Annotated in this window: 13 protein-coding genes; 9 read left to right on the top strand and 4 right to left on the bottom strand. The window is 69.5% G+C overall.

Annotated elements, in window-relative coordinates:
- Positions 1-133: 133 nt before the first annotated feature.
- The 6 genes from OHA25_RS35790 to OHA25_RS35815 are packed head-to-tail and all read left to right on the top strand — an operon-like array spanning position 134 to position 8899.
- Positions 134-1549, top strand: coding sequence for an L-fucose/L-arabinose isomerase family protein (locus tag OHA25_RS35790; RefSeq protein ID WP_327581330.1), 1416 nt, complete (start codon positions 134-136; stop codon positions 1547-1549).
- Positions 1539-3959, top strand: a complete 2421-nt coding sequence (locus OHA25_RS35795) for a glycoside hydrolase family 172 protein (protein ID WP_327581331.1) — start codon at positions 1539-1541, stop codon at positions 3957-3959. The genes OHA25_RS35790 and OHA25_RS35795 overlap by 11 nt, the downstream gene beginning before the upstream one ends.
- Positions 3956-5464, top strand: a complete 1509-nt coding sequence (locus tag OHA25_RS35800) for a sugar ABC transporter ATP-binding protein (RefSeq protein WP_327581332.1) — start codon at positions 3956-3958, stop codon at positions 5462-5464. Before OHA25_RS35795 ends, OHA25_RS35800 begins: the two co-directional genes overlap by 4 nt.
- A complete protein-coding gene (locus OHA25_RS35805; RefSeq protein ID WP_327581333.1) occupies positions 5461-6489 on the top strand; it encodes an ABC transporter permease in 1029 nt (342 codons plus the stop codon). Before OHA25_RS35800 ends, OHA25_RS35805 begins: the two co-directional genes overlap by 4 nt.
- On the top strand, positions 6486-7466 hold the full coding sequence (locus OHA25_RS35810) for a substrate-binding domain-containing protein (RefSeq protein ID WP_327581334.1): 981 nt from the start codon (positions 6486-6488) through the stop codon (positions 7464-7466). Before OHA25_RS35805 ends, OHA25_RS35810 begins: the two co-directional genes overlap by 4 nt.
- Entirely contained in the window at positions 7466-8899 is a 1434-nt protein-coding gene (locus OHA25_RS35815; RefSeq protein ID WP_327581335.1) for an FGGY-family carbohydrate kinase, read from the top strand. The genes OHA25_RS35810 and OHA25_RS35815 overlap by 1 nt, the downstream gene beginning before the upstream one ends.
- 127 nt (positions 8900-9026) lie before the next feature.
- On the opposite strand, the gene OHA25_RS35820 is transcribed toward OHA25_RS35815, so the two are convergent.
- Entirely contained in the window at positions 9027-10001 is a 975-nt protein-coding gene (locus OHA25_RS35820; protein WP_327581336.1) for a LacI family DNA-binding transcriptional regulator, read from the bottom strand.
- 304 nt (positions 10002-10305) lie between these two features.
- Here OHA25_RS35820 and OHA25_RS35825 point away from each other — a divergent pair, with 304 nt between their 5' ends.
- Positions 10306-12768: an FG-GAP-like repeat-containing protein gene (locus OHA25_RS35825; RefSeq protein WP_327581337.1), complete on the top strand. Its 2463-nt coding sequence runs from the start codon at positions 10306-10308 to the stop codon at positions 12766-12768.
- Positions 12769-13055: 287 nt separating this feature from the next.
- Here OHA25_RS35825 and OHA25_RS35830 read toward each other — a convergent pair whose 3' ends face one another.
- The 3 genes from OHA25_RS35830 to OHA25_RS35840 are packed head-to-tail and all read right to left on the bottom strand — an operon-like array spanning position 13056 to position 15888.
- The gene (locus OHA25_RS35830; RefSeq protein WP_327581338.1) at positions 13056-13781 is read right to left on the bottom strand and encodes a ThuA domain-containing protein; all 726 of its coding nucleotides are present in this window, start codon (positions 13779-13781) and stop codon (positions 13056-13058) included.
- Between the two features lie 50 nt (positions 13782-13831).
- Entirely contained in the window at positions 13832-14848 is a 1017-nt protein-coding gene (locus OHA25_RS35835; RefSeq protein WP_327581339.1) for an aminotransferase class V-fold PLP-dependent enzyme, read from the bottom strand.
- Positions 14849-14901: 53 nt separating this feature from the next.
- A complete protein-coding gene (locus OHA25_RS35840; protein WP_327581340.1) occupies positions 14902-15888 on the bottom strand; it encodes a hydroxyacid dehydrogenase in 987 nt (328 codons plus the stop codon).
- Positions 15889-16230: 342 nt separating this feature from the next.
- On the opposite strand from OHA25_RS35840, the gene OHA25_RS35845 reads away from it, so the two are divergent.
- Together OHA25_RS35845 and OHA25_RS35850 are read left to right on the top strand one after the other, a co-directional pair.
- Entirely contained in the window at positions 16231-17139 is a 909-nt protein-coding gene (locus OHA25_RS35845; protein WP_327581341.1) for an ABC transporter permease, read from the top strand.
- Entirely contained in the window at positions 17136-17999 is an 864-nt protein-coding gene (locus tag OHA25_RS35850; protein WP_327581342.1) for a carbohydrate ABC transporter permease, read from the top strand. The genes OHA25_RS35845 and OHA25_RS35850 overlap by 4 nt, the downstream gene beginning before the upstream one ends.
- The last annotated feature ends 14 nt before the right edge of the window (positions 18000-18013 follow it).

Here is an 18013-nt window from a genome sequence, read left to right on the forward strand (position 1 = left end):
GGAAATCGGTTCACCGTTGTGATTCCGTGACATTGCGCGGCATTGACGTCCTCCAGGGCGAGATCTAGCCTCGTGAGAAATCGATTTCTAAGCAATCGATATCTCATTTCACAGCGCATGGAGGTCAACGACCGTGGCACGTATCGGAGTCCTGAGCATCTCGGACGGGCGCGACTTCGTCGCCCGCGATCTCGTGGACCACATCGACGCCGCCACCACCACCCTGGCGGAGGCGTTGCGCAAGGAGGGCCACGAGGTGATCGTGGCGCCGGAGATCGTGTGGACCAACGAGCTGGCCACGTCCCAGGCCCGCTGGCTCGCCGACCGGCGCCCCCATCTGACGATCTTCAATTACGCCGTCTGGGCGTTCCCGCATTTCACCATGCTGGCCGCGGAGGCGACGCCCGGGCCGCTGCTGCTCATGGCCAACATCGACCCCGCCCAGCCGGGCATGGTCGGCATGCTGGCCGGCGGCGGCGGGCTCGATCAGATCGGGCGGGTGCATGCCCGCGCCTGGGGTGACATCGCCGACCCCGCCGTCCGCAACCGGGTCCTGACCGAGGTGCGGGCGGCGCAGGCCGTCCGGGGGCTGCGCGGCTCGACCTTCGGCAGGATCGGCGGCCGGCCGATGGGCATGTACACCGCGGTCGCCAACACCGACCAGTGGATGCGCACGTTCGGCGTGGACGTCGAGGAGATCGACCAGTGGGAGATCGTCCGGCGCAGTGAGAACGCCTCCCAGGCCCGCGTCACCCAGGCCCGCCAGTGGCTGGAACGCATGGGCAACGTGCACTACGACGGCAAGCGGCTCACGCCCGAGCTGTTCGAGCGGCAGATCCGCACCTACTACGCGATGCGCGAGCTCATCGACGAGTGGAACCTGGACTTCTCCGGCATCAAGGGCCAGCCCGAGCTGACCACTCACTTCTGCACGATGGACCTCGCCGAGGCGTTCCTCAACGACCCCTACGACTGGGAGGGCCCGAAACAGACGCACGTCTGCGCGACCGAGGCCGACATGGACGGCGCGCTGACCATGCAGATCCTCAAGCTGCTGAGCGGCGACCCGGTGCTGTTCGCCGACGTCAGGCACTACCACGCCGACAAGGACGTGTGGGACCTGTGCAACTCCGGCCAGCACGCGACGTGGTACGCGGCCAGGTCCGACGACCCGGCCGAGAATCTCGCCAGGACGCACTTCTATCCGGAGGTGTTCTTCTTCCCGGCGGGCGGCGCGAGCGTGCACCATCTGGCGGCTCCCGGGGCGGCCACGTTCGCCCGGCTGACCCGCAGGGACGGCGCCTACCGCATGCACGTGATGCGCGGCGACTTCGAGCTGTACGACGACGCCACCAACGCGGCGATGGCCAGGCAGTCGACGTTCGAGTGGCCGCACGCCTTCACCCGGCTGCACGTCCCGGCCACCGAGTTCCTCGGCCGCTTCGGCTCCAACCACATCCACGCCGTGCCGGGCGACTACGTCGCCGAGCTTCGGGCGGTGTGCGGGCAACTCGGCGTCGCGTTCGAGGGGTTCGGCGATGTGGCTTAGAGCGATCCTGGGAGCGGCCGTCCTGGTGGCGGGCGGGCTGATCGCCGCTCCGGCGCAGGCCCAGCAGGTCACGGTCACCGCCACCGCCAAGGGCCCGGTCGGGTGGGACGTCTATCGCAGGCTCGACCGGCTGCCCGAGCTGCCGGTCGGCGTGCAGACCAAACAGTTCTCCAGCTTCGACCGCACCGGCGACAACAACGACGGCTTCGACGGCACGTACTCCTGCCTGAGCACCACCGACCAGGGCTGCGTGATCGCCGAGCACACAGGCGCCGGCGAGGTGCAGGCCATCTGGTTCACCAGGGACGGCGGCGACGTCAGCCGCACCGGCAAGATCACCATCGAGCTGGACGGCAGGAAGGTCGTCGAGACGAGCCTGCAGGACCTGGTGAACGGCAAGCTCGGCGCCCCCTTCACCTACCCCCTCGTGGGAAACGCCGACCAGAGCTCCGGCGGCGTCTACCTCCAGGTGCCGATGCCGTACACGCGCTCGATGCGCGTCACCACCGAGCACAATCCGCTCTTCTATCACGTCAGCTACCGCACGTTCGCCGACGCCGAGGGCGTGAGCACGTTCGACCCGGCCGACAAGGCGCAGGACGTCATCGACAGGCTCAAGGCGGGCGGCGACCCCAAGCCCCTGATCCCGGGCGCGCGCACGCAGGACGCCGCGATCGATCTCGCTCCGGGCGCGTCGGCGCGGGTGGCGCGCACGGTGGGCTCCGGCCTGCTGTCGCAGATCCAGCTGAAGCTGCCGCAGGCCGTGCAGGTGCTGCCGAAGATCGAGGCCGACGAGGGCCGGGCGTTCGGCGCAGGCGGCTCCAGCGAGTTCACGGTCGCGATCGACCCGGCCAACGACGGGGTGCGGCTGACCCGCCGCATCGACCCGGCCATCGGCAGGCAGGTCGCCAAGATCCAGGTGGACGGGCAGGAGGTCGCGCAATGGCCGCCCAGCAGGCTGGGACCGGCCGGGATGTGGGCCGACGAGGTCGTGGACCTGCCGGCCAGTGCCACCAAGGGCAAGTCGAAGATCACGATCAAGAACGTGTTCGCGTCGTCGGACCTCGACTACAACGAGTTCACGTACTGGGTGGACAGCGCCGGCAAGCGCACCGACACCGTGGACGTCGGCGACGCGGCCAGTGAGTCGGCCCACACCTACAAGATCGTCGCGCAGACCTGGCAGGGCGAGCGGACCTTCGCCTTCCCGATGAACGGGGACCAGCTCGCCAGGATCAGGTCGGCTCAGGAGGTGCTGCAGGGGCTACGGCTGCGCATCAGCTTCGACGGCCGCCGCACCGTCGACTCGCCGGTCGGCGAGTTCTTCGGCAGTGGCCACGCGATGATGCCGGTCGCGTCGCTGATGTCCGCGATCGACGCCAAGACGAGCACGCTCACCGCCTGGTGGCCGATGCCGTACCGGACGGGCGCGACGGTCGAGCTGTACAACGACTCCGGCCGGGCGATCGAGGGCGAGGCGGCGGTCACGTCCGCCCACAGCCCCATAGCAGGAAATGTCGGCTATTTCCGGACGCAGTCCCGTGCGGGCGGCACCACTCCCGGCGCGAGCTGGCCCTTCCTGCGCGTCACCGGCGCCCAGGGCAAGTTCGTCGGCGTCAGCCACACGATGCGCGGTCCGACCAACCGCAACTACCTGGAGGGCGACGAGCGCGTCTATGTGGACGGCTCGCGCACCCCGCAGATCCACGGCACCGGCACCGAGGACTTCTACCAGGCCGGCTGGTACTTCAACCGGGAGACCTTCACCACGCCCTTCCACGGCAACACCGCGCACCTGGCCCCCGCGACCGGCTGCCCGGCCGACGGCGACTGCACCGGCGTGTACCGGCTGATGATCGGCGACGCCGTGCCGTTCGGGAGTTCGCTCACCTTCGACATCGAGCACGGCTGGACCAACGACGTCGAGGGCGTCTACTCCTCGACCGCCTACTGGTACGGCCGCGACCAAGTGGCGGCCACGCAGACCGACGCTCTCACCGTCGGCGACCAGACCAGCGAGCAGCAGCACGGCTACACCGGCCAGGGCGAGGTCACGACACTGGACTCGGCGTTCGAAGGCGACTTCAGGAACCCTCTGACGCTGAAGGCCACCCAGCGCACGACCGACGGCCCGGTGAGCTTCAAACTGCGGATCGACCGCGGCAACCGGGGCGTCGAGCTGCGCCGCACCGGCGACCAGAGTCTCGCGGGCCAGCACGCCGAGGTCACCGTCAACGGGCACAGGCTGGCCGACTGGGTGCAGCCCCTCGGCAACCGGACCCGCAGGTGGCTGGAGGACGTCTACCAGATCCCGGCGGGCGTCACGAAGGGCAAGAGCGAGATCACCGTCCAGCTCACCCCGAAGACCCCCTGGTCGGCCGCCTCCTACACGGCATGGAGTCTGCGGTGACGACGGTTCTGACGATGCGGGCCATCGGCAAGTCCTTCCCCGGCGTGCGGGCGCTCGACGGCGTGTCGCTCACCGTCGGGGAGGGCGAGGTGGTGGCCCTCCTCGGCGAGAACGGCGCGGGCAAGTCGACGCTGATGAACATCCTGGCCGGGGTGTTCAAGGACTACGAGGGCGAGATCGAGATCGGCGGCGAGCCCGCCCGCATTCACTCGCCCAAGGACGCGGGCCGGCACGGGATCGCCATGATCCACCAGGAGCTCAACCTGGTGCCCGAGCTGTCCATCGCCGACAACATCCTCCTCGGCAGGGAACGCGCGATCCTCGACCGCAAGGGCATGGAGGCGCGGACCGCCGAGCTGCTGCGCGGCCTCGGGCTCGACCTGTCGCCGCGCACCCTCGTCAAGCAGTGCAAGATCGCCGAACGCCAGCTCATCGAGGTGGCCAAGGCCCTGTCGCAGAACGTCCGGGTCCTGGTCATGGACGAGCCCACCTCGGCGCTGGCCGACGCCGAGGTGCACCGGCTGTACGAGGTCATCCGCGACCTCACCGGGCGCGGCGTGGCCGTCATCTACATCTCCCACCGCCTCGAGGAGCTGGAGGAGATCGCCGACCGGGTGGTCGTGCTGCGTGACGGCCGCTATGTCGGCGAGCGCTCGTCCATCGACCGCGACGAGCTGATCCAGATGATGGTCGGCCGCCCGCTGGGCGAGATGTTCCCGCGCGCGAACGGCGGCTCGGACGGCGCGGAGCTGCTGAGGGTGGAGGGCCTGTCGGTGCCCGGTGAGTCAGGCTCGGGCCGCACCGCGCTGCGCGAGGTCTCCCTGTCCGTACGGGCGGGCGAGATCGTCGGCGTCGCCGGGCTGATGGGCGCGGGCCGGAGCGAGCTGCTGGAATCGATTTTCGGCGTCCACCGGGCGGCGGTGGGCCGCATGATCCTGGGCGGCCGGCCGTACCGCCCGCGCAGCCCCAAGCAGGCGATCGCGCGCGGCGTCGCGCTGGTGGCGGAGGACCGCAAGGCGCAGAGCCTCGTCCTCGGCAACACCATCGGCTTCAACGCCAGCCTCCCTTCACTGAAGCGGTTCCTGCGCTTCGGGATCGTCGACCGGCGGCGCGAGGGCGCGGCCGTCGCCGGGCAGGTGCGCGAGCTGCGCGTCAAGGCGCCGGGCACGCGCTTCACGGTCGGGAACCTGTCGGGCGGCAACCAGCAGAAGGTCGTGCTGGCCAAATGGCTGCTGACCGCGCCGTCGCTGATCCTCATGGACGAGCCGACCCGCGGCATCGACGTGGGCGCCAAGGCGGAGATCCACGCGCTGATGTCCGAGCTGGCCGCCTCCGGCAAGGCCGTGCTCGCGGCCTCGTCCGAACTGCCCGAGCTGCTCGCCATGTGCGACCGGATCCTCGTGCTGTGCGAGGGCCGGATCACCGCCGAATTCGCAAGGGGCCAGGCGACGCAGGAGGCGATCCTCGCGGCCGCCATGGCCAGACAGCAGGTGACGACCCTATGACTCTTCACGCGGACAACCGGATGCGGCGCACACTGTCCGCCCTCGGCGCCGCGCAGGCGTACATCGGCCTGGTGCTGGTGCTCGCCGTCGGGATCGCCACCAAGGGCGAGATGTTTCTCAGCGAGACGAACCTCACCAACGCCATCGGCGCCTTCGCTTCACGCGGCATCCTCGCCGTCGGCGTCACCCTGGTCATCCTGACCGGCGGCATCGACCTGTCCGTCGGCTCGCTGCTGGGCATCGCGTCGATGACGGCCGCGATGATGCTGTCCAAACACTCGCTGGAGCCGTGGCAGATCGTGCCGATCTGCATGGCCGTGGGGGCGTTCTTCGGGTTCCTGAACGGCGCCGGCACCGCCTGGCTGCGCATCCAGTCGTTCGTCATGACGCTGGCCATGCTCTCGGTCGTACGCGGCCTGGACCGGCAGGTCAGCGACAACGTCAGCGTCGGAACCCAGATCGCCGGCCCCGACGGGCAGCTGACGCCGCAGGCGGAGGCGTTCCAGCTGTTCGGTACGCCCGGGCACAACCTGTTCGGCCGGATCTACTACCCGGTGCTGGCCTTCATCGTGGTCTGCGTCGTCTTCCACCTGATCCTGACGAAGACCCGGTTCGGCCGGCACGTGTACGCCGTCGGCGGCAACCCCACGGCCGCCCGGCTGTCCGGTGTCAATGTCACGGCGGTCACGATCGCGGTGTTCACCCTGTCCGGCATGCTCGCCGGGTTCGCCGGGCCCATCGACGCCGCCTACAGCGCCTCGGCCGACCCCCAGGCCGGGCAGTCCTTCGAGCTGGACGCCATCGCCGCCGCGGTCATCGGCGGGGCCTCGCTGGCCGGCGGCAAGGGCACGATCGCCGGCACGTTCGTCGGGGCCCTCATCCTGACGCTGCTGGACAACGTGCTCGGGCTCAACGCGGTCAGCGACAACTGGCAGCTCGTGATCAAGGGACTGATCGTCGTCGTGGCGGTCGTCCTGCAGCGTCCCGATCTCTTCACGTTCTTCCGAGGAGGGTCTCGATCATGAAAAAGACCATTGCCATCGCGCTGTGCGCGCTGCTCGCCGCGGCGTGCGCGTCCAAGGCGCCTACGTCCACCGCGACCGCGGACGGCGGCGCCGGGAAGAAGAAGTTCGTCGTCGGCTACTCGCAGTCGAACAACGCCGAGCCGTACCGGGCGCAGCTCAACCTGCAGCTGCAGCACTTCCTGAAGAAATATCCGGACATCGAGCTGCTGCCGATCGCCGACGCCAAGCAGTCGAGCGCCACGCAGGTCTCCCAGGTCCAGAACTTCATCACCCAGAAGGTGGACGCGCTCATCGTCTCGCCCACCGAGCCCGCGCCGCTGACGGCGGCCGTGCAGCAGGCGTGTGACGCCAAGATCCCGGTCATCATCCTGGACCGCACGGTCAACACCGACTGCTACACGGCCTTCATCGGCGGCGACAACGTGCTCATCGGCAGGAAGGCGGGTGAGGAGGCGGTCAAGCTGCTGCCGGACGGCGGCAACATCGTCGAGCTGCGCGGCATCCTGTCCAACCAGCCGCAGATCGACCGCGACAAGGGCTTCCGCGAGGCCATCGCGGCCAACCCCAAGATCAAGATCATCGCGGATCGCGAGGCCAAGTGGGTGAAGGAGCAGGCCACGCCGATCATGCAGCAGTGGCTGGCCCAGCATCCCAAGATCGACCTCGTGTACGGGCACAACGACCCGATGGCGCTGGGCGCGTACCTGGCGGCCAAGGCGGCAGGCAAGGCCGAGCAGATCAAGTTCATCGGCATCGACGGCCTGGCCATCCCGGACGGCGGCATCCGCGCCGTGCAGCTCGGCCAGCTGTCGGCCACGTTCATCTACCCGACGGGCGCGCAGGAGGCGGCCGACACGGTCAACAAGATCCTGCACGGCCAGCCGGTGGACAAACAGCAGGTGCTCGGCACCACGCAGGTCACCAAGGACAACGCGGCCGGCCTGTACAAGCAGTTCGACCTGTCCGGGCAGAACTGATGTTCCTCGGCGTCGACATCGGGACCTCGAGCTCCAAGGGTGTCCTCGTCGCAGCGGACGGCACGGTCGTGGCCACGGCCGTACGCGAGCACCGGACCGCCACGCCCCGGCCCGGCTGGTTCGAGCACGACGCGGAGGAGGTGTGGTGGGCCGACTTCGCCGTGATCGCCGGCGAGCTGGCCCGCCCCGGCATCGAGGCGGTCGGGCTGAGCGGGATCGGGCCGTGCGTGCTGCCCTGCACGGAGGACGGCACGCCGCTGCGCCCGGCCATCCTGTACGGCGTGGACACCCGCGCCACCGCTGAGATCGCCGCCCAGACCGCCCGCTACGGCGGGGCCGCGATCCTGGACCGGTGCGGCTCGCCGCTCACGTCCCAGGCGGTAGGGCCCAAGCTGGGGTGGCTCCGCGTCCACGAGCCCTCCGTGTGGGCGCGGACCCGGCGGATGTTCATGGCGCACTCGTGGCTGGCGTACCGGCTGACCGGGGCCTACGTGCTGGATCATCATGCGGCCAGCCAATGCACGCCGCTGTACGACATCCGCGCCCACGAGTGGATCACGGACTGGGAGATCGTGCCGGAGCTGGAGCGGCCCGCGCTCGCCTGGAGCGGCGACGTCGTGGGCACGGTCACCCCCGGCGCGGCCGCCCTGACCGGGTTGCCCGCCGGGATCCCGGTGGTCGCGGGCACCATCGACGCGTGGGCCGAGGCGCTGAGCGTCGGGGTGACCTCCCCGGGCGACGTCATGCTCATGTACGGGACCACCATGTTCCTCGTCGAGGTGCTCGCCTCGCGGGCCGCCTCTCCGCGGCTGTGGGGGACCGTGGGGGTGGCGCCGGGGACGTACAACCTGGCGGCCGGGATGGCCACGTCGGGAGCGATCACCGCATGGCTCCGTGATCTGACCGGGGCCTCGTTCTCGGAGCTCACGGCGGAGGCTTCCGCCGCGGGCCGCGGGGCGGAGGGGCTGCTGATGCTGCCGTACTTCGCGGGGGAGCGCACGCCGCTCTTCGACCCGGACGCCCGGGGGACGATCGTCGGGCTGACGTTGCGGCACGGGCGCGGCCACCTGTACCGGGCCGCGCTGGAGGCCACGGCGTTCGGCGTCCGGCACAACCTGGAGGCCATGCGGGAGGCGGGCGGGTCCGCCAAGCGGCTGGTGGCGGTGGGCGGCGGCACGCGGGGCGGCCTGTGGACGCAGATCGTCTCCGACGTCCTCCAGCAGCCGCAGGTCGTGCCCGCCCACACGGTCGGCGCCGCCTTCGGCGACGCCATGCTGGCGGCGCAGGCGGTGGGGGTGTCGTGCGAGGGATGGAACCCGGTGGCGTCCGTGGTGGAGCCGGCCCCGGAGGCGGCCGAGGACTACGACCGCCTGTACGCGCTCTACCGCGACCTGTACCGCTCGACGTCCCACATCGCCCATGCGCTCGCCTGACCCGCGCCGGGACGCACTGGGCCTGCGGCGGGACGCACTGGGCCCGGGTCGGCACGCACCCCACCCGCGCGAGAACGTACCCGACCCGGTCCGGGTGCGGTGTGGGACGAGACCTGGGCGCCGCGGGTCAGCGGGCGCTGCTCTGGCGGGGGCGGAGCTCGGCGGGGAGGACGACCTTGGCGGGTTTGGCGGCAGGGGTGGCGATGCGGTCCACCAGGAGGCGGGCGGCCATGCGCCCCAGCTCGTACGTCGGCTGCGCCACCGTCGTCAGCGTCGGCCGGACGAGATCGGCCCACGGGATCTCGTCGAACCCGACCAGCCCCATCTCCCCGGGCACGTCCACACCCCGATCGGCCAGGCACCGCAGCGCTCCCACCGCCATGAGGTTGTTGGCCACGAACACCGCGTCCGGACGATCGGAGGAGGCCAGCAGTGAGGTCATGGCGTCGTATCCGCCCTGCTCGCGGAAGTCCGTGCGCACCACCAGCGGCTCGCCCGGCAGGGCCCCCGCGTAGCCCCGCAGGCGCAGGTCGGCGGTGCTCACGCCCTCGGGCCCCGTGATGCACGCGATCCGCCGGTAGCCGGCCGTAAGGAGATGCTCCGTGGCCGTGCGCGCGCCCGCTTCGTTGTCCACCACGACCGTGTCCACCTCGCCGCGCGGGAGCTCGCGGTCGATGGCGACGACGGGGACGGGCGACTCGAGCAGGGTCTTGGCGGCCCTGACGCTCCCCGACGAGGAGATGATCACGCCGGCCATCTGCTCGCTCAGCGCCGCCGCGACATACGTCTCCTCCTTGGCCGGGTCCTCGTCGCTGTTGCACAGCACAACCGAGTAGCCGGCCTGCTGGGCGACGTCCTCGATCCCGCGGACGGTGGCGGTGAAGAACGGGTTGCCGATGTCCGAGATGATCACCGCCCAGAGGGTGGTGCGGCTGCGCCGCAGGTTTCTGGCCACCGCGTTGGGGCGGTAGCCGAGCTCTCGGACGGCGGTGAGCACGCGCGCGACCATGGCGGGGTCGACCGTGCGGGCGCCGTTGAGCACGCGTGAGACGGTGGCGGCGGATACGCCGGCCTCGCGGGCGACATCGTAGATAGTGGCCATCGAACCAAGTTTCTACCATCGCGGAGGCCTACAATGCCGCCGCTCTGAGGCCGCCTACGGCGAGCGCAGCAGCACACTGTCCCTCCAAGATCATCATCTCATGCTTCCGGAATATTTGAAATATCGGGTTCGGCTGAGCGAATTCCCCGACTGAAATCTCGGCAACTCAGGGCTTGACGGCTTTCAGGCGGCGATTGTACCGTCCGTGAGAAATCGATTGCTCGCAGCTCTTCTCCCTTCACCCCCACCCTCGCGACCCCTGACTGCCGCGCGCTCAGGGGCCACCGGACTGCCTGGAGAAGTCATGTATTCGACCCTTCGACGCCGCCTGAGCGCGGGCCTGGCGACCCTGCTCGTCGCAGCCGCGATGACGGTTGCGGGAGCGGCCCCCGAGACGGCCGGGGCGGCGACGTCGCCGCCGCCCAGCACGTTCTTCTCGACGGTGCAGGTCGACTCGGCCGCCTCGGTCGGCGCGCCGGCCGTCGGCGACAACCGCAACCACGGCGACCTGTGGCCGAACTGCTGGTCCGACGACGACAACGTCTACACCGCCTACGGCGACGGCATCGGCTTCGCGAACACGTACAGCGACATCGGTGTGGCCCGCATCTCCGGCGTGCCGGGCAACCTGACCGGCGCACAGCTGCCCATCGGCGACAACGTCGGCCAGGTGTGGACGGCGAACCACACGAGCAAGCCCACCGGCATGGCCTGCGTCGACGGCACCCTCTACCTCGCCGTGCAGGACCTGGCCCTGGACTTCGACGACGCCCCCGCGGCCACCATCGCCAGGTCCACTGACCACGGCAGGACGTGGACGTGGGACCGGGCGGCGCCGATGTTCGGCAACGGCGTGTTCACCACGATCATGTTCCTGGACTACGGGAAGGCGTACGCCAACGCGCCCGACGGCTACGTGTACGCGTACGGGCTGGACCACAACTGGCGCGACTCGTTCTCGGGCCGCGTGCCCGACCCCGTGGACGTGTGGCTGGCCCGCGTGCCCAGGGACTCCGTGCAGACCCGGTCGGCCTGGCAGTTCGTCAGCGGCTTCACCGCCTCCGGCACGCCCACCTGGTCATCGGACATCGGCCGGCGCGTCGCCGTGCTCCACGACGACCGGCGCCTCTACCCGGACGTCTACACCGCGGGCCGGGTCAGGAACCTGAGCGTGATCAGCCAGGGCGGCGTCGTCTACAACAAGCCGCTCGACCGCTACCTCTACACCTCGTGGACCGAGTACACCTTCGAGTTCTACGAGTCGCCCACGCCGTGGGGCCCGTGGAAGCACGTCGCGAGCAAGGACTTCGGCGGCTATCCGTGGACGAGGACCAAGCACGGCGGGTACGCCACGACGATCCCGTCGAAGTACATCAGCGCCGACGGCAAGTCGATGTGGCTGCAGTCGAACGTCTGCCCGTGCGGCGGCGGCTACCCGGCGGGCGAGCACTGGGCGTACACGTTCTCGCTGCGCAAGATGCGCCACGAGCCGCACACCGGCACGACGCCGGGCAACCAGCCGGACGGCGGCAGGAACCTGGCCAGGGAGCCCGGCACCGTGGGCGTCGAGCGGGCCATGCACTACGGCACCACCGCGTTCTACAACGACGGCAACAGGTCCCACAGCGAGGACGACTGGAACGACGAACGCAAGGGCGCGAGCTGGTGGGGATACACGTGGCCGCGCGAGTACCTGATGAACAAGGTCGTCTTCACCAGCGGGCAGATGTTCGGCGACGGCGGCTGGTTCGCCGGCAACCTGCGGGTGCAGGTGCGCCGGGACCACCAGTGGGTGGACGTGAGCGGGCTGCGGATCGCGCCGGACTACCCGTACAACAACACGGCGGGGCCGAACCGGACGTACGAGCTGGGGTTCGACCCGGTGGACGGGGACGGCGTGCGGATCATCGGCGCCCCCGGCGGCACCCGGACGTTCACCTCGATCGCCGAGCTGGAGGTCTACTACGCGGGCGCCTCGGGGAAGATGTTCGGCGGCTCACCGGCCGATTTCACCGGTGACGGCAAGGACGACATCGTCACCTTCGCCCACGGGACCAGCGCGGACGTGTACGTGGCCCCGTCCACCGGGACCGGATTCGGCACGGCGGTCAAATGGCACGACCATTTCGCGTTGAGCGGCGAAATACCGGCCGTCGGCGACTTCAACGGCGACGGCAAGGACGACATCGTGACCTTCACCCGTGGTTCCGGCGCCGACGTCTACGTATCGCTCTCCACCGGAGCAGGCTTCGGCACGGGTGCGAAATGGCACGACTTCTTCGCGCCGAACGGAGAATTCCCGGCCGTCGGGGACGTCAACGGCGACGGCAAGGACGACCTGATCGTCTTCACCCAGGGCACGACGGCCGACGTCTACGTAGCCCTGTCCACCGGCAGCGGTTTCGGCGCGGCCGTCAAGGTCCACGACCAGTTCGCGCCCGGCGCCGAGCAGCCCCGCGTCGGAGACTTCAACGGCGACGGAAAAGCCGACGTCGCCGCCTTCACCAGCAACCCGGCCGCCGACGTCCACGTGGCGCTGTCCGACGGCGCGGGCTTCAAGGCCGCCGCGAAATGGCACGACTCCTTCGCCCCGGCCGGTCAATTCCCGTACGTCGGTGACTACGACGGTGACGGAAAAGACGACATCGTCGCCTTCACCCACTCCCCGTCCGCCGACGTTCACGTGAGCCTGTCCACCGGCACCTCTTTCGCCGGCGGCGGCACGTGGCACGACTTCTTCGGTCTGCCCGGCGAGACCACCCTCTAGGGAGTCAGTGAAATGCAGAGGAAGCGCGTCTTATGTGGCCTGCTGGCCGCCGGAGGGCTGCTGCTCACCGGCAAGCCCGACGGCGGCCGACGTGTACGTGTCCCTGTCCGACGGCGGCCGGTTCCTGCCGAACGCGGCGAAATGGCACGACCACTTCGCGGCCGGCACGGAGTGGCCGCAGCCCAGCCAGATTCGTCGACCGTCTATTGAGCCGAGCCCGCCCCCGCCACTCGGGAGCGGGCTGTCCTCATGCCAGGGCGTCGATGGTCGCGAAGGTCATGCGGCGCCTACCACTGGATGGGGGTGTGGGCGTTCTGTGGCGGCTCGCCGACGCCGTGCTCCGGGGCGGCCCACAGGACCGCGTTGGCCAGCACGCGGCGCACGCCGGGGTGGTAGTAGACGGGATATTCCTGGTCACCCGGCGCGAAGTAGAAGATCCTGCCCAGCCCTCTGCGGTAGCAGCAGCCGCTGCGGAACACCTCACCGCCGCTGAACGAGCTGATGAAGACCAATTCGTCGGGCTCGGGGACGTCGAACGGCTCGCCGTAGGTCTCCTGCCGGTCGATGATCAGTGGACGGGGGATGTCACGCGCGATCGGGTGGCCTGGGGAGACCGTCCACACCAGCTCGCGCTCCCCGGCGTCCCGCCAGTTCAGGGTGCAGGTAGTTCCCATCAGCGAACGGAAGATCTTGGAGTAGTGGCCGGAGTGCAGCACCAGCAGGCCCATCCCGCCGAGCACGCGCCGCCGCACCCGTTCCACGACCTTGTCGTCCACCTCCTCGTGCGCCATGTGCCCCCACCAGGTCAGCACGTCGGTCTGGGCCAGAGACTCCTCCGTCAGGCCGTGCTCGGGGTCCTCCAGCACGGCGGTGCGGACGCGGACCCGATCGCCCAGCACCTCCGTCAGCCCGGCCGCGATGGCGCCGTGGATGCCGTCGGGGTAGCGGCGGCGTACGTCCTCCTCGCGGGGTTCGTGGTAGTTCTCGCTCCAGACGGTGACGTTGACGGCCATCCGCTTCCCTCCGGTACGTGTCGTGCGTCATCGCCCTCGTACCCGCGAGATCACCCGTTCAGCACGTCCAGAGCACGATCGACGTCGTCGGCGGTGGTGTAGACGTGGAAGCTGGCCCGCACCCGGCCCGCCCGCACGGCCGCGCGGATCCCGGCGGCCTCCAGCCGCTCGCCGGGCGCGTCCACGGACACGATGGCGCTGTCGCCCGGCTCCAGGCCCAGGCCGGTGCGGAAGCGGTTGGCCAGGGCCACGTTGTGGTCGTGGACCCGTTTGACGCCCAGCTCGTTGAGCAGCTCGATGGCCGGGGCGGCGCCCACGTACGAGAACCACGCCGGTGACAGGTCGAACGCGCGGGCGTCGGGGGCCAGGCGCATCGGCAGGCCGTAGTAGGCCTCGCCGGCGCCGGCGTACCAGCCGGCGGCCAGCGGGCGCATGAGCTCGCGCACCCGCGGCGACAGGTAGCCGAAGGCGGCGCCGCGCGGCGCCATGAGCCACTTGTACGCCGCGCACGCCAGCACGTCGAGGCCCTCGTCGACGTCCACGGGCAGCCAGCCGCACGCTTGGGAGCCGTCGGCGATGACCAGGGCGTCGTGGGCGCGGGCGGCGGCCACGATGTCGGCGAGCGGGGCGACGGATCCGGTGGCGGACTGGACCAGGCTGAAGGCCACGGCGGCGGTCGAGCCGCTGATCGCGTCGGCCAGCCGGTCGGCGGGGACGGTCTCGACCTCGGCCGCGACGGCCCACGGGAACAGGTTGCTGGTGAACTCGATGTCCGGGACCACGACCCGGGCGCCCGGCGGCAGCGCCGTGGCCACGACGGACATGATCTGCGAGACGGTCGAGCTCACGGCCACGTCCGCGGCCGGCGCGCCGATCATGCGTGCGAACGCGGCGCGCGAGCGGCCCACGCGGGCGTCCCACGGCGTCCAGTCGCTGGAGCCGTGCCGCCAGTCGGCCAGCACGGCTTGGAGCTCCTCGAAGGCGCGGCGCGGGGGCAGTCCGTAGGAGGCGGTGTTGAGCCAGCCCGGGTCGGCGTCCCAGAGCCGGCCTGCTGTGGCGATGTCCATGAGGCAAGGGTAGGACGCCGAGAACTTAATCTACAACGTAAAGGCGTCGGCCTTCAGGCGGCCCTTTCCAGGTCATCGTGTGTCACCTGGTACACCAGCGGCGACCCGGCGATCAGCCGCTCCAGCTCGTCCACCACGGCGGTGCCCATCCGGGCGAGTTCGTTGCCGTGGGAGCCGGCGATGTGCGGGGTGAGGAAGGCGTTGGGCAGGTCGAACAGCGGCGAGTCCGCCGGCAGCGGCTCCGGCTCGGTCACGTCGAGGACCGCGGACAGCCGGCCCGACTTCAGCTCGGCGATGAGGGCGTCGGTGTCGACCAGCGATCCGCGGGCGGTGTTGATCAGCACCGCGCCGTCCTGCAGCAGCGCCAGCCGCTCGCGATCCAGCATGTGCGTGGTCTCGGGGGTGGCGGGGGCGTGCAGGCTGACGATGTCGCTGGTGCGCAGCAGCTCCTCCAGCGACACCTGCCGGACGCCGGGGACCAGGGTGTAGGGGTCGTAGACGCACAGGTCCAGGTCGTAGGGGGAGAGCAGGTCGATCACCTTGCGGCCGATGCGCGAGGCGCCGACGATGCCGACCGTCCGGCCGTTGTTGCCGATGGACGGCTGGATCTCGGCCAGGGTGAAGGTGCGTTCGCGCTGGTAACGCTCGTTCAGGGCGAAGATTCCCTTGCCGGCCATGAGGACGGCGGCGATGGTGTACTCGGCCACTGGGACGGCGTTGGCCTCGGCGGCGGAGGAGATCAGCAGGCCGCGCTCCCAGCAGGCGGGTGTGACCAGGGATTTCACCGAGCCGGCGGCGTGCAGCACGCCGCGCAGGCGGGGTGCGCGGGCCAGGACGGCTTCGTCGAGCGTGGGGCAGCCCCAGCCGGTGATGAGGATCTCGGTCTCGGACAGGTCCAGGCGCGGATCGTCGAAATGCTCGGCGACCAGCGTCACGTCGATGTCGGCCAGTGTGTCCAGCCGCCGCAGCAAGGGCGCGGGGAAGAGCAGCGCGAGATGTTCCTCGCGCATGGCGAACAGCGCCTTCGGGCGTGGGGACACGGAGGAGCCTCCATTCGTAGGGATCGGTTTCTAACCGTAGAAGCACAGTGGGTTGATGGTCAATGGTGCGGCCCTGGTGACGCGAGGCGGCACGTTCGCGCACTAAAAGAGTGCCTTGGGCGGACTGGGGGAGACTTGTCTGTAACGTATCCGTAACGCCGCCTTGTGGTGAATGCCGCTCGCACGTAGCGTTCGCAGCTACCGGTTTCTATCCAACTTCGCGGACATCTTCTGCCGCCTCAGACGGGACTTCGGGTGATGAGCAGCACGCTTAAGGCGAGGCAAGAGCCTCAGACGAGACCTCCGACCGGGCCACCCCGGCGCCGGCGCCGCAGCAAAGGCGTGGCGGCCCGCAAGGGCTGGGTGGTCGGGCTGCTCGCGCTGCCGGCGGTCGTCTTCTTCTTGGTCTTCAACTACCTGCCGATGGCCGGCCTGGTGGTGGCGTTCAAGGAGTTCGACGTCAACCTGGGCATCTTCGACAGCCCGTGGAACGGGCTGGAGAACTTCACCTACTTCCTGGAGTCCGGGGACGCGGCGAGGATCCTGTTCAACACCCTGTTCCTCAACGTGTTGTTCCTCGGGGCGACGCTGGCCGCCGGGATCATCCTGGCGATCATGCTGAACGAGATCCGCAGCACTTTCTTCAAGCGGGCCTCCCAGTCGGTCGTCTTCTTCCCCTACTTCGTCTCCCCGGTCGTGATCAGCATCATCCTGCAGGTGCTGCTCGCCGGGGCGTCCGGTGGGGGAGGGGCGGTCAACGACGCTCTGAGCGGTTTCGGATTCCCCGCGGTGGACTGGTACACCGAGCCGGGGCCGTGGCCGTGGATCTTGACCGTGGTGAAGATCTGGCAGCTCGGCGGCTACCTGAGCGTGATCTTCCTGGCCGCGATCACCGGCATCCCCGAGGAGGTCTACGAGGCCGGGATGATCGACGGCGCCTCGCGGGCGCAGATGGCCTGGCGCATCACGCTGCCGCTGCTGAAGCCCACCGCGGCGGTGCTGCTGGTGCTGGGTGTGGGTCGGATCTTCTACGGCGACTTCGGCACCATCTACGCGATCATCGGCGACAACGGCACGTTGTTCGACAACACCGACGTCATCGACACCTACGTCTTCCGCGCCCTGCGCCAACTCGGCGACTTCGGCACCACCGCGGCGATCGGCCTGTTCCAGTCGGTGGTCGGATTCATCCTCGTGGTGATCGCGGTGCTGATCCAGCGCAAGTACTCGAAGGAGACGAGCATCCTATGAGCACCAGAAAGCTGGAGCCGTTCACCGTCGTCAGCGTGATCGGCGTCTCCCTCGCCGTGCTGGCCTGCGCCGTGCCCTTCTGGATGATCATCTCGGGGTCGTTCACGAGCGAGACGCAGCTGGCCACCACCGGCTACAGCTTCTTCCCGGACTTCGACTTCACCGCCTACAAGATGATCTTCACCGGGCCCGCGGTGCTGAACGCCTACCTCGCCAGCCTCTTCATCACCTTCGTGGGCACGGCGCTGTCCCTGGCGGTGACCTCGGGGCTGAGCTGGGTGATCGCCCGCCGGATTCCCGGGATCAGCCGGCCGCTGACGATCTACTCGTACCTGCCGATGCTCTTCTCCGGCGGCCTGGTGCCGCTCTATCTGCTGGTGACGCAGTACCTTCACCTGCAGAACAGCTACTTCGCGGTCATCCTGCCGCTGCTGGTGATGCCGTTCCTGGTCTTCGTCCAGGTCAGCGCCTTCCGCCAGCTGCCCGAGTCGATTTTCGAGTCAGCCAAGATCGACGGTGCCGGCGAGCTGCGCATCTTCTTCACGATCGCGCTGCCGCTGTCCAAGCCGATCCTGGCCGTCGTCGGTCTCTTCTACGCCGTGCACTACTGGAACGACTGGTTCATGGCGTTGCTGTTCATCGACGACGTGCACAAGTTCCCGCTCCCGCTCGTCCTGCAGAACCTGATCTCCAACATCTCGTTCACCGCGATGCTGCCGCAGCTGGCCGAGGCGGCCACCCCCGTCTACCAGCTCCGGCTCGCCCTCACCACCGTCGCCATCGGTCCGATCCTGCTCGCCTACCCCTTCGCCCAGCGCTACTTCGTCAAGGGCATCACCCTCGGTGCCACCAAGGGCTGAGTCAGTTCCCCCCA

Source organism: Nonomuraea sp. NBC_00507 (genome assembly GCF_036013525.1).
In the GTDB taxonomy this organism is placed as follows: Bacteria; Actinomycetota; Actinomycetes; order Streptosporangiales; family Streptosporangiaceae; genus Nonomuraea.